The 12,381-nt window shown below is 54.0% G+C and carries 13 protein-coding genes and 1 tRNA gene; 6 read left to right on the forward strand and 8 right to left on the reverse strand.

Annotated elements, in window-relative coordinates:
- Nucleotides 1-29: 29 nt before the first annotated feature.
- From IE151_RS15590 to IE151_RS15605, 4 genes are read right to left on the reverse strand one after another with little or no spacing between them, the layout of a single operon-like run.
- Complete coding sequence (locus IE151_RS15590; RefSeq protein WP_189492274.1) at nucleotides 30-1,013, reverse strand: ABC transporter ATP-binding protein; 984 nt, start codon at nucleotides 1,011-1,013, stop codon at nucleotides 30-32.
- The gene (locus tag IE151_RS15595; protein WP_189492277.1) at nucleotides 1,006-1,977 is read right to left on the reverse strand and encodes an ABC transporter ATP-binding protein; all 972 of its coding nucleotides are present in this window, start codon (nucleotides 1,975-1,977) and stop codon (nucleotides 1,006-1,008) included. The genes IE151_RS15590 and IE151_RS15595 overlap by 8 nt, the downstream gene beginning before the upstream one ends.
- 21 nt (nucleotides 1,978-1,998) lie before the next feature.
- On the reverse strand, nucleotides 1,999-2,391 hold the full coding sequence (locus IE151_RS15600) for a VOC family protein (RefSeq protein WP_189492280.1): 393 nt from the start codon (nucleotides 2,389-2,391) through the stop codon (nucleotides 1,999-2,001).
- 30 nt (nucleotides 2,392-2,421) lie between these two features.
- Nucleotides 2,422-3,132 (reverse strand): fumarylacetoacetate hydrolase family protein, encoded by a 711-nt coding sequence (locus tag IE151_RS15605; RefSeq protein WP_189492283.1) that lies wholly within the window; start codon nucleotides 3,130-3,132, stop codon nucleotides 2,422-2,424.
- 172 nt (nucleotides 3,133-3,304) lie between these two features.
- Between IE151_RS15605 and IE151_RS15610 the strand changes: the two genes are divergently transcribed.
- The gene (locus IE151_RS15610; protein WP_189492287.1) at nucleotides 3,305-4,018 is read left to right on the forward strand and encodes a FadR/GntR family transcriptional regulator; all 714 of its coding nucleotides are present in this window, start codon (nucleotides 3,305-3,307) and stop codon (nucleotides 4,016-4,018) included.
- A gap of 399 nt (nucleotides 4,019-4,417) precedes the next feature.
- Here the strand turns inward: IE151_RS15610 and IE151_RS17885 are convergent, their stop codons facing one another.
- Complete coding sequence (locus tag IE151_RS17885) at nucleotides 4,418-4,942, reverse strand: BA14K family protein (RefSeq protein ID WP_189492290.1); 525 nt, start codon at nucleotides 4,940-4,942, stop codon at nucleotides 4,418-4,420.
- Between the two features lie 216 nt (nucleotides 4,943-5,158).
- Here IE151_RS17885 and map point away from each other — a divergent pair, with 216 nt between their 5' ends.
- Both map and radC read left to right on the forward strand, forming a co-directional pair.
- Nucleotides 5,159-5,992, forward strand: coding sequence for a type I methionyl aminopeptidase (map, locus tag IE151_RS15620; RefSeq protein ID WP_189492292.1), 834 nt, complete (start codon nucleotides 5,159-5,161; stop codon nucleotides 5,990-5,992).
- Nucleotides 5,993-6,054: 62 nt separating this feature from the next.
- Nucleotides 6,055-6,897 (forward strand): RadC family protein, encoded by an 843-nt coding sequence (radC, locus tag IE151_RS15625; protein WP_189492296.1) that lies wholly within the window; start codon nucleotides 6,055-6,057, stop codon nucleotides 6,895-6,897.
- 4 nt (nucleotides 6,898-6,901) lie between these two features.
- Here radC and IE151_RS15630 read toward each other — a convergent pair whose 3' ends face one another.
- Both IE151_RS15630 and tig read right to left on the reverse strand, forming a co-directional pair.
- Nucleotides 6,902-7,213: a hypothetical protein gene (locus IE151_RS15630; protein WP_189492299.1), complete on the reverse strand. Its 312-nt coding sequence runs from the start codon at nucleotides 7,211-7,213 to the stop codon at nucleotides 6,902-6,904.
- A 134-nt stretch (nucleotides 7,214-7,347) separates the two neighbouring features.
- Nucleotides 7,348-8,817 (reverse strand): trigger factor, encoded by a 1,470-nt coding sequence (tig, locus tag IE151_RS15635; RefSeq protein WP_189492651.1) that lies wholly within the window; start codon nucleotides 8,815-8,817, stop codon nucleotides 7,348-7,350.
- 1,185 nt (nucleotides 8,818-10,002) lie between these two features.
- On the opposite strand from tig, the gene IE151_RS15640 reads away from it, so the two are divergent.
- Nucleotides 10,003-10,087 (forward strand) — tRNA-Leu (locus tag IE151_RS15640).
- A 395-nt stretch (nucleotides 10,088-10,482) separates the two neighbouring features.
- Here the strand turns inward: IE151_RS15640 and IE151_RS15645 are convergent.
- Nucleotides 10,483-10,839 carry a hypothetical protein gene (locus IE151_RS15645; protein WP_189492301.1) on the reverse strand — a complete coding sequence of 119 codons (357 nt, stop codon included), beginning with the start codon at nucleotides 10,837-10,839 and terminating at the stop codon, nucleotides 10,483-10,485.
- A gap of 250 nt (nucleotides 10,840-11,089) precedes the next feature.
- Between IE151_RS15645 and IE151_RS15650 the strand changes: the two genes are divergently transcribed.
- Both IE151_RS15650 and IE151_RS15655 read left to right on the forward strand, forming a co-directional pair.
- On the forward strand, nucleotides 11,090-11,443 hold the full coding sequence (locus IE151_RS15650; protein WP_189492304.1) for a hypothetical protein: 354 nt from the start codon (nucleotides 11,090-11,092) through the stop codon (nucleotides 11,441-11,443).
- 515 nt (nucleotides 11,444-11,958) lie between these two features.
- Nucleotides 11,959-12,354, forward strand: coding sequence for a VOC family protein (locus IE151_RS15655; RefSeq protein WP_189492307.1), 396 nt, complete (start codon nucleotides 11,959-11,961; stop codon nucleotides 12,352-12,354).
- Nucleotides 12,355-12,381: the final 27 nt, after the last annotated feature.

The following is a 12,381-nucleotide window of genomic DNA, read 5'->3' on the forward strand; positions in this document are numbered from 1 at the left end:
CTCTCATGATTTATCGTAAAGTGAGAACGTTACGCGGCGTTGATAACCGCACTTGGTTTGTCTTCTAAAGGATGATGACAAGCGATTTTGCGTTGCGCTTCAATTTCGCGCATCTCCGGTACAGCAGATACGCAGAGGTCACTCTTGAGTGGGCAGCGTGGATGAAATGTGCAACCGGACGGCGGGTTCAACGGAGACGGCAGTTCCCCTTGGAGGAACTCCCTATCGGGGTTGCTGCGCCGACCCATTTTAGGGACTGCGGATAGCAGAGACCGGGTGTACGGGTGCCGGGGTGCTCTAAACAGATCCCTCGTGTTTGCACTTTCAACGATACGCCCCAAATACATCACGCCGACGCGATCGCTAATATGTTGTACTACACCCAGATCATGCGAGATGAAGAGGTAGGCCATCCCGTGGTCTTTCTGCAGCCTCACCATCAAATTGAGAATTTGAGATTGTACAGATACATCAAGTGCGGAAACGGCCTCATCTGACACTATCAATTTGGGCTTTAGCGTGAGCGCTCGCGCGATTGAGATGCGTTGCCTTTGACCGCCGCTAAATTCGTGAGGGTGTCGCTGCGCGTGTACAGGCAAAAGGCCAACCTCGGCTAACACCTGCCCCACCTGATCCGCCCAGGCTGAGCGTGGATAGAGACTGTGAATACGCATAGGCTCTGACAAAATAGAACCAACGGTTTTACGCGGATTGAGAGAACCGTAGGGGTCCTGAAAGATCATCTGAAGATCGCGCCGTATACGACGGAGTCCTTCATTCGGTATTTTTGTAAGGTCTTGACCTTGGAAATTGATCTCACCTTCAGACGGTGTCTCCAGCATGGTAACACATCGTCCGAGAGTACTCTTTCCGCATCCGGATTCGCCGACCAGAGCGTAAGTCTCACCTTTTGCAATATCGAAGGACACATTGTTGACGGCACGCACTCCGCCGACAGGAGGACCGAAGATCTTGGAGAGATTACGTACCGAGAGAATTGGCAGATCAGACATGAAGCCAGCACCTCACTTGTCGTGTGGAAGAATGAGCCGTAAATGGGGGGTCGCTCTCCCGGCACCGCGAGAACACATTTTGGCAACGATCTTGAAAAACGCAGCCTGAAGGCAGATTAGCAAGATCAGGAACTGTTCCGGGAATTGTAGGCAGTTCCGAGACCATGCTATGGTCGGCGTCCACCTGTGGAACACAGTTCATCAATGCCACAGAATACGGGTGCAACGGCTTTTCAAAAAACTCTGTAACATCAGCGCTTTCCACGATTTGGCCAGCATACATGACCGCGACACGATCCGCCGTCTCAGAGACTACGCCCAAATCATGCGTTATCAGCAGAAGCGAGGACCCAGAACCGACCACCAGACTGCGCAAGAGGTCCAGGACCTGTGCCTGAATGGTAACATCAAGCGCCGTGGTAGGCTCATCCGCTATGATTAAGTGTGGCTTACAGGCCAGCGCCATCGCAATCATGACACGCTGCCTCATTCCTCCACTCATCTCATGGGGATAGGCATCATATCGCTTTTCCGCAGCCGGTATCCCAACATCCCGAAAGAGCTGAACAACGCGATCCTTGGCAGCTTTGACCGAAATTTTTTCATGAAGTCTGATGACCTCGGATACCTGTCTACCTACCCGTAAGACCGGGTTTAACGACGTCATCGGCTCCTGAAAAATCATCGAGATATCATTGCCACGTATCTTGCGCATGGCGGCTTCAGAGGCTTTGACTATATCCAGATTGGAGAACCGTATTTCACCTTCGGCAATACCTCCAGCTCGTGGGAGAAGACGCATAATCGAATGTGCTGTAACGCTTTTACCCGAGCCGGACTCACCGACGAGGCAAACGATTTCACTAGCGCCAATTCTAAGATCCACACCGCGCACGGATTTCACTACCCCGCGCGGTGTGTTGAAGTAGGTATGCAGCCCTTTGACTTCTAAAACGTCTTCCATGGTTGCATCCCTTAACAGACGTTACTTTTGGTCGATTGTTTTGTAGTCGACACGTTTTTCGTCGCTCAGCTGCAACCGCCAGCCGTCGGGATCGCGAAACAGGGCATTTTTACGCCCGGTAGAAGGTGACGCGTGAACGTCCTTGTAAAACCCAATTCCCTTGGACACGAGATCAGCGTGGGTGGCTTCGATATCTCGAACCTTGAAAGAAATATGATTTACGCCTGGATTTTCCTCAGCGAGAAGCTCGTGGATCTCGATGATGGGCTGGTTTTCACCGGGGAGCTGCAGCTCTGCTGAGCCGCCATGGTGCTCCGTCCAGGTTAATAGCTCAAATCCCATGTTCTGATAGAACTCAACGTGTTTCTTCACATCACGTACAATGATTTCGATGTGGTCTATACCTACGATCATCGGGTCTCTCCATTGATCAGTTTACAAAAGTCAAACGACACGAACCTCAAGAGTGCCCACACCATCAACATGCGCAACCATGATATCGCCCTGCGTTACCGCCCCTACCCCAGCTGGCGTACCCGAATAGATCAAGTCCCCTGCTGCCAGCGTGAAAAGACCGGAGAGATAGGAGATGGTTTCTGGCACTTTCCAGATCATTTGGTTCAGGTTTCCCGTCTGACGGCGAGCGCCGTTAACTTCGAGCCAGATTTCACCTTGGTCCGGGTGGCCTATCTTACTGGCCGGAACGATGACACTGCACGGCGCAGAACTTTCAAACGCCTTCCCGATTTCCCAAGGTCTCTGGAGCTTCTTTGCTTCTGCCTGAAGATCACGGCGGGTCATGTCGATGCCAACACCGTAGCCGTAGACACACTCCAATGCGGAGCCGACAGGAATATCCGCGCCGCCCTTAGCAAGAGCAACGACAAGCTCAACCTCGAAATGCACGTCTTGCGATGCCGCAGGATACGGAAAGTCAGATCCCGCAGGCAGGATGTTATCCGGGTTCTTTTGGAAGAAGAACGGGGGCTCTCTATCTGGGTCGTGCCCCATTTCGATAGCGTGCGCTGCGTAGTTGCGACCCACGCAATAGATACGTCGCACGGGAAAAGCTGCGTCCGTATCTGCAACTGATATCGTCGTTAACCTGGGAACAGGAACGACGTACTCGCTTGAAACGACTGATATGGCTGACATGTCCTACCCTGGCTATGAGTGATGCGATCAATCGTTATCTATTAAATCAATACGGTCAATATAGAAAATTGGTTATGATTGATTTTTAATCAATTGTAACTCATAGCTATGGCGGCGATAGATGAGTTCTGGTATCAGGCGCGAACGCACACCTATGACAAGGAGGATTGGAATGAGTGTGGATACTGACACCGCTGCTGTTTCAAGCCAGTTCACCGTTGATGAAGGTCGGGCCGCGTACACCCAGCTGATCGCTTACATGGGGCAAAATGATTTAGGTGACCAAACTCGGCTGCCACCAGAGAGAGAGCTGGTAGATATTTTGGGCGTCACGCGCGGTGCGTTAAGAAAGGCACTTGCTCTTGCTGAATCCGAAGGTCGAATTTGGCGGCATGTCGGGAAAGGCACATTTATTGGTTCCAAACCCACTATCTTGGAAAACCCAAAGAGCGACTTCATCAGGCAGATGAGTCCGATTGAGGTTATAAGGGCCAGATTGACACTAGAACCAGCATTAGCCAGGGAAGCGGCGTTGAACGCTTCAAAGGCTGATCTTGAAGAACTGAGCCTTTGCGCGCGCAGATGTCGCGAAGCCAAAACCTGGAGAAAGTATGAAAATTGGGATAACCAGCTCCACATCGCCGTGGCAGGAGCAACCCAAAACCGTCTGCTCGTTATTCTGTTTGATCACCTGAACACAGTTCGTCGAACCGTGGTGTGGGGTCGCACTCGCGACGATAGTTCCGGCCCACCACCTGCGCACCACTCTTTCAACGAACACGACGCAATTGTGGCTGCAATTCATGAACGTGATCCACTAACGGCTGAAGCCGCCATGCGAACGCATATTGAATCTGTTTCTGGTAAGCTTCTGCGCCACGGATAGAATTTGGATAATGACGTCACCAGAGGATTCCTGCTGCGCCTCTCGCGTTCGACAAGCTGCATGCTTATTCGACAACGTGACCTGCCACCGAATTTCATCCGACTGCAATTAAAGCTTTAGCATTATTGAGCTGCTCCCGGATTTTGGCTGACCTGCTGTCCTCGTTTTGGACCATTCCGAGCGGGAGTTTTTCCCTTATGATCCCGTGGCCGGGAACGGCCATGAAGAAGCCCAGGTTCATTAGGTGCAGATCGCCCTCTTGCTCAAGCACGCTAAAGGTCGATGAGTCGCTCTACCACTACGAATACAGGCGCGGCGAGCAGGCTGAAGCTGTTGAAGGCTTTGCGCATGAAAAGGGCGGCACGGAGCCGCCCTTCGATTGTTGCATCTAATGTCATCTCAGTAAGGCGAATTGCACTGCCGGCGGGGCCCGTTATAGGGCTGATAGGTATTATCCGACGCGCGGTAGGACCGATAGCGATTGGCACACCAGTTAACGTGAGCGCTACCGCCCGAACCTGCGCTGCTGTTGCCGACAGCCGCACCGATCGCCGCGCCGGCAGCAAACGCTGCGAGCGGGTACCAGAAGCCATCCGAGTGACGGCGATAGCCACGGCGATAATCGCGATAACCACGGTGCCCGCGCCATTCGCGGGAATCGCGACGAGTCTCGCGCCAATCACGGCGGTCTCGCCTCACATCGCGGAAATCACGGCGCGCATCGCGAAAATCACGGCGGTTGACACGTGGAATGCGGCGATCAGGAGCATCGCTGTACTGAGCGAGCTGGATTGCATCCGATATTGATGCAGCAACCGCTGGTTTCGGGGCAACAGGACCAGCAGCTGCGACCGGCACCACGCCTGACATACCCATCGCCAAACTCAAAGTGCCGGCACAGAGTACCGAAAAGAGCTTCTTCATGAATTTTCCTCCAGGGAATGAACGAAATCAATGAGCAATAACGCACGCAGGTTACAATAGTTGCGAACCTGACATTCAACTGGCGATTACGGTTACGCATACCTGCGAAATTTTGGCGCAAAACGACAGATCCGAGGCAAAAGACTTGAAGGAAAGCGTCTGTAATGTCACATCATGTCAAACACCATTTCCAAGACATGACAGGGAGCACTTCTCATGGTCACCTATATGGAAGCCGAGACAGGCCCCTTGCGAAACACCGGCCACATACGTCTCTATAATGAAGAAGGCTTTGCCGGAATGCGCAAGGCGTGTGATTTGACCACACGCTGCCTCGACGCACTGGCCGATATCGTCAAGCCGGGCGTCACCACCAATATGATCGACCGCTTCGTTTTCGAGTTCGGCATGGATCAGGGCGGCATTCCCGCGACGCTGAACTATCGCGGCTACACGAAATCGACCTGCACCTCGATCAACCACGTGGTGTGCCACGGCATTCCAGACGAAAAACCCCTCAAGGAAGGTGACATCGTCAATATCGACGTGACCTATGTCGTCGATGGCTGGTATGGCGATTCCAGCCGCATGTATACTGTTGGTACGATCCGTCGCGCATCCGAGCGCCTGCTCGAAGTGACCTATGAAAGTCTCCTGCGCGGCATCGCCGCGGTCAAGCCCGGCCACAAAACAGGTGCCATCGGTGCGGCCATCCAGCAATATGCCGAAGCGGAGCGCTGCTCGGTCGTGCGTGATTTCTGCGGCCATGGCGTTGGACGTCTGTTCCACGATGCGCCGAACATCCTGCACTATGGCACGCCGCGCGACGGAGTGGAGATGCGGCCCGGCATGATCTTCACGATCGAGCCGATGATCAATCTTGGCAAGCCGCATGTAAAGGTCCTCGCGGATGGCTGGACTGCCGTGACACGCGACCGCTCGCTCTCGGCACAATATGAACATACGGTCGGCGTGACCGAAGATGGTTGCGAAGTCTTCACGTTTTCACGCAATGGCCAGGACCGTCCGGGACTGCCGCCGCTCACTTGAGACGAGTGGTTGACAGATAGGAATAGGGTCCAGACTGCGTTTTGAGGGATTTTGGGGGGCGCATGAGCGGGCAGAGCGAAAAGCAGATTGCGGCCAATGAAATTGCGGAGGAACGCAGTTTCTTCGATCTTCCCGCACCTGATCGGGTGGAGGCCCTGCTGGAAGGTTCCGCTCCTGCCCCTCACCCTGAGCGCTCCGAGACGCCATCCCGGCGACGCACAAAAGCAGGCGAGAAGCCGCACTATCTCGGCCATCGCGAACGACTGCGCGAACGCTTCCGCGAACAAGGCGCCGCCGCGCTCGCAGATTACGAGATACTTGAAATTATCCTGTTCCGCTCCATCCCCCGCGCTGACACAAAGCAGCCTGCCAAAGCGTTGCTCAAACGCTTCGGCAGCCTTGCAGAGGTCTTCGGAGCTCCCGAGCGCCTGCTCCGCGAAGTTCCAGGAATTGGCGAAGCCGCTGCCTTCGATCTCAAGATGGTCGCGGCTGCCGCCCAGCACATGACGCGCGGCGCAGTACAAAAACGCGAACTGCTTTCTTCATGGGCACAGGTCCTGGATTATTGTCGGGCTGCAATGGCCTTTGAGCCGAAAGAGCATTTTCGCGTGCTCTTTCTCGACAAGAAAAATTATCTCATTGCCGACGAATTGCAGCAGTCAGGAACGGTCGATCATACGCCGGTCTATCCACGCGAGGTTGTGAAGCGAGCGCTCGAACTTTCCGCAAGTGCCCTGCTTCTGGTCCACAACCACCCTTCAGGCGATCCTGCTCCCTCGCGTGCCGATGTCGACATGACCCGTCAGATCGTCGACATTGCCAAGCCGCTGGGCGTAGTGGTGCACGACCACATCATCATAGGCAAGCAAGGCCACGCAAGCTTGCGTGGCCTTAATATGATGTGAGACTTTATGCGAAGAGATCGATAGCCGTTTCTGGAAAAGCCTGAATGGAATTATCCGTCAGATTATAATCATCATAAGGACTTTCCAGCAGAGCCAGCATCTTCGCGTAATAGTCGATCAGGATTTCCTCCCGTTCTTCACGCGTCGCCGCGTCCTGCGTCTCATATGAGCCGTGAACGGCATCAAACGCCGCCAACTGCGCGTCCGTCCTGCTACTCATGGCACTTATCTCGGCTTCAAATGTGGTCATCCATAGCCCCTGCTTGGTCGCTGCCGGGGATGGATCGCGAGGTGTCGCCGGTTGATAATCGGTCATGTATTGCCTCCTTGTTTGCATCCGATAATTAAAAGGGGTGCAGGAGAGCGACAATCCGGACTTATACGGGGACCCAGACAAAAAAGCCGGACATTGCTGTCCGGCTTTTCAGATGCGTGCATTATCTAAGAGCGTTATTCGGCGTCGGCCTTCTTGGCAGCAGCCTTCTTCTTTGGCGCTGGCTTTTCAGCGGCTTCTTCGCCCTCGGCAGCAACCTTCTTCTTCGGAGCCGCTTTCTTCTTTGCAGGCTTTTCGGCAGCTTCAGCTTCGTCGTCAGCCAACAGCTCTTCCTTCGAAACCTTCTGATCGGTAACCGAAACCTGCGTCAGCAGATGATCGACAACCTTTTCTTCGAAGATCGGCGCACGCAGGCTGGTAACGGCTTGCGGGTTCGAACGGTAGAACTCGAAGACCTGCTGCTGCTGGGCCGGCGGGTAGCGACGAACGACGTCGAACAGAGCGCGCTGCAGCTCTTCTTCCGAAACCTGAACATTGGCCTTTTCGCCAATATCGGCCAGAACCAGACCAAGACGAACGCGGCGTTCTGCAAGGCGCTGATATTCGGCGCGTGCTTCGTCCTCGGTCGTTTCTTCATCTTCGAAAGTGCGGTCGGCGGCAGCAAGATCAGCGGTGACCTGACCCCAGATATTGTTGAACTCGCTCTCGACCAGCTTGGATGGGGTTTCGAGCTGGTATTCACCATCAAGCGCGTCAAGAAGCTGACGCTTGATCTTCTGGCGGGTAATCTGGCTGAATTCGCCTTCGATCTGCGTACGGACGAGTTCACGCAGCTTTTCGGCGCTTTCGACGCCCAGCTTGGAAGCGGTTTCGTCGTCGATTTCAGTCGACTTCGGTGCCAGGACGTCCTTGACCTTGATTTCGAAGATCGCTTCCTTGCCCGCCAGATGCGCAGCCTGGTAATTCTCCGGGAAAGTCACTTTGATCGGCTTTTCGTCGCCGGCCTTGAAGCCAACGAGTTCTTCCTCGAAGCCGGGAATGAACTGACCCGATCCGAGGATCAGCTCGGAATCCTCAGCAGCGCCGCCGTCAAAGGGCTCGCCGTCGATCTTGCCGAGATAGTCGAGGACAACCTTATCCCAGAGCGCGGCCTTGCCCTTCTTGGTTTCGTATTCACGCGCCGAAGCGGTGATCTTGCGGGCCTGTTCTTCAATCTCTTCGGCCGGCACTTCGTAGACCGGACGATTGATCTTGATGCCGGAAACATCCTTCAGTTCGATGTTCGGCAAAACCTCATAGACCAGTTCGAACTGGAAGTCGGCATTGCCGGACAGAACCTTGTCGGCCTCTGCTTCGTCTTCCGTCATCTTAACTTCCGGCTGCATGGCGGACTTTTCGCCACGCTCTGCCAGAATGTCGCGAACCGAGTTGTTGAGGATTTCGTTGACGACTTCGGCCATGAAGGACTTGCCGTACATCTTGCGCAGATGGCCAGCCGGCACCTTGCCGGGACGGAAGCCCTTGAGCTGAACCTTGTCCTTGGCGTCGTTCAGACGCTCCTGAAGGCGCGCTTCCATGTCGGAAGCCGGAACAACAATCTTGAGCTCGCGCTTCAGACCGGAATTGAGGGTCTCAGTAACCTGCATCATCAAACCTTTGTCTCGTTATGGCAGCCACAAGAACCCTTCGTCCTGCGTCCGCCCGGATGCTTTTCCGAATTGCGCCAGAACCTCTTGTTTGGCAGCAAATACGGTTATTTTGGGCACAACCGGCGCAAATCCGGAGGATTGCGCACAGCCGAACACTCTCGGATCGCCTTTTCGTGATTACGGCAGCGATTGCAACCGCGGCGATGGATAAAGCCCGATCCTTTCACAAGAACCATAAGCTCGCCTGAAAACCTTCCGCTCGCCTTGAAGCCGCGATGCGACCGCGTGGCAAACAGGAAAGCTTCGTCACCGCCTCGTCATCGGAAGAAATCACTGACGTGCGCTTCCCGACGAAAATCACGCTCCGAACCTTCGTTTTCGCTTGGCCTTGTGTCACACGCGGTTCTTTTTTTCAACTGCATTCACAGCCATTACCTATGCAGGCCAATGATTAGCCACGCCAGTTGCCCGCCAATGCTCATACGCATGGACGTCCCTGTGCCCCGACAGCCGACAGCCGGAGGTCTATTCAGACAGCAAAATCATCGCGATAGCAGATTCGCAGCGCGGAAAATCGAGGATCACGGCGCCGTTTCATTTGTCCGGTCAAACAAGGAGCTCTGTCCCGCACTTGAAGAATGGCCTTCCAGTTGGCGTAACAAATCGGCCTTCGCCCTGATCCCATGCTGATAGGCGGAGATGAGAACGCTGGCTATTGCACTTGCCTGGACAGAATTCGGGTCGATTTTCGCCCTGTCGCAATGATGGTTGAAGACCCGATTGAGATGCGCCAGTTCCTCAGGCTCGAGAGGACGTCCCGACGATATTGCGCTCGACCCAATCATGATACACCCCGCAACGCTTTGCACCCGCAGATGCCGACCAACGCCATCAACGCCTTGTCGATTCCGGCATGCGACAACCCGCACAAACCGGCACGATCTTTAGTATTTCATGAGAATGCGACAACTATATTAGCACTTGTTGCATTTTGCGCAATTAGGCCGGTTCGGGTAATTTTACGGGGTTTCGGCCATAAACCGACGGACGGCTGGCGACATAAACTGGGCGGCCATTTGAGGCGCAGCCGGTGACCAGATCGCTTTCCCATGTGCACAAGATGAAAGAGCCCACTTGAATTGCATCAGCGAAGTGTGACATAGACTTGCCGGTCACGAACGGGCGGATGTGGCGGAACTGGTAGACGCACTGGATTTAGGTTCCAGCGCCGCAAGGCGTGGAGGTTCGATTCCTCTCATCCGCACCAAAATAAAATGCTCAGCGATTTTCTGTAAAATTCAAACTACCTGAACATTCGTGGACATTAGGAACCGAACGTCTCGGCACCTGCTAGTTTTGGACGGCTCGACGCCCTACCCTCCAGGAAACTACCAACGACGGTCTGGCAGTACGGGGATATGCATGAATTTGTGGCGATTGATGCTGAGACGGCGAATGCGAGAATGCGGCGCATCTGCCAAATCGGAATAGCGGTTTTGAAAACGGCAAAGAGGTTCGCTCCGAAAGCATCCTTGTCGATCCGCAGGAAGAGTTCGATTTCGTAAACACTAGCATCCGAGCTTGAAAAGCCCGCCGCTGCCGAAGACATGACGGGCTCTATGGGCTACGCTGCCCAAGCCTCACGCTCTTTGCGAAGCGACTTTATGTGTCGGGATTGTCAACGAGGCAGCCTACACCGTGGCAACCTTGGTAGTTCCCCTCAGTATCGAAATTCGGGTTGCCGTCCTTGTCAAACTGCGGCCTGGTATCAATATCGCGATCTCTTTGGGCATTCTTCCTGTCGCGATCACGCTGCTCATCCGCCTGCATTCTATCGAGGAAACGACGCTCATCATCCGCCCGCTGCGTATTCTGGTTCATCATGCAATTCGAAAAAGCATCCGTTCCCGGTCTGAAGCCGAATGACGAGCATTTATCCTGATCTATTTCCTGATCACTTACACACGCGGCAAGTAACAGCGATAATGACGCGACCATGCCAAAGCCAATAATCTTCATCTGATCCTGAACCCCGTAGCGAAACCTGCGCTCGAAATGACTAAAATTTGCTCGCGCCATCAACAGGAAACATATCGGATGGTTAATATCGGCAGCTCAACGGCATCTCATCCGCACCACTCATCAAGATCGGGTTGGCTTTTCCGACATCCGTATGGGGAACGAGCCGGTCGCGCAACTTCGGCATCTATAGATAAATCAGTGCGAACCTTCGCGCTTTTAATGTGTTAGCGCCCCATAGGAGGCACTAATGAAAACACCGCAATGGACGCAGCGCGCTTTTATCTTCACTGGCTCCAATCTCGAACTTCTCAGCCGGCAGACTGATTTCCTGAACGCCGATAGACGCATCCTTCAGAGCAAGGATCTGCTTGTTTACTGTCTCGATCACGGTGGCATACATATTATCGCAGGCGAATTACCGGACAATGAGACCCCCTCAGCCACACGCTCACGGTTCTGGTCGGACGCTAACCCGGAATTCGAGGCGATCATTGTCGACGAAAACGGCAAGATCAGGCGAACCTTCGAGGCGCCGGTAACCGCTGCCGAACTGGATGCATTCCTTGGTCATACCGGTTCCGACGACCAGGAAATGAGTTGATTGCGCCCGAAAGCCAGGCAAGATGGGCAACCCTGCGAGCTGCCCATCGCTTTGTTGCCTTCAGAGACTACTGGCGCAATGCGCGGCACAGCGCAGTCAGATCGCGGTCGTAACCGGAAGCAAGAGCCGCACCCGCGGCACATGTCCTAAATCCAGCTGCTAGAATACGCATGCCGGCCTCCCATAATGGATCGGACCATTCTCTATTTAGCTAATACTAATATTAATAAGAGCAACAAGTTCCGCTTGAACCTGAACCGGCTCGAACGGCATTTGGAGACGCGTATCGAACATCGTGAGCATTGCCCGCTTAGCCGTGGGCAGTGCTCCTCTCATTATTGACGGCTTTTTGCCATCCTGGTCTTGCAGCCTTGCCCGCTTGCCGCCATCACGACAGCGTGTCCGCTTATTCGCTCCGCCGTGACGGATAATCGCGTGTGTAGTATGAAGATAATACCTGCACGCGATTTCTCTGGTCTAGGCTCTGATCAACATAGCATTACAGGAGGAACTGCATGGCAAAGTTCGTGCACAGCATGATCCGCGTTCTTGACGAAAAACGTTCGGTCGATTTCTACGAGAAAGCGTTCGGCCTCAAAATTGCCGAACGTCTTGATTTTGAAGGTTTCACGCTGATCTACCTCGCCAATGCCGAGAATACATTTGAACTCGAGCTTACGGTGAACAAGGATCGTGACCAGCCCTACGATCTGGGCGACGGTTACGGTCACTCAGCCTTCGTGGTCGATGATGTCGATGCTGAGCACGCACGCTTCGAGAAGGAAGGTTTTTCACCGCGCAAGCTCGTGGATTTCCAGCACAACGGAAAGACCTTGACGCGCTTCTTCTTCGTTCAGGATCCCGACGGCTATCAGATCGAAGTCATCCAGAAGGGAGGCCGATACGTCTAACTGAACGACAGATCATATCAGTCAGCT

Origin of the sequence: Limoniibacter endophyticus, from assembly GCF_014652835.1 — a bacterium.
GTDB lineage: Bacteria > Pseudomonadota > Alphaproteobacteria > Rhizobiales > Rhizobiaceae > Limoniibacter > Limoniibacter endophyticus.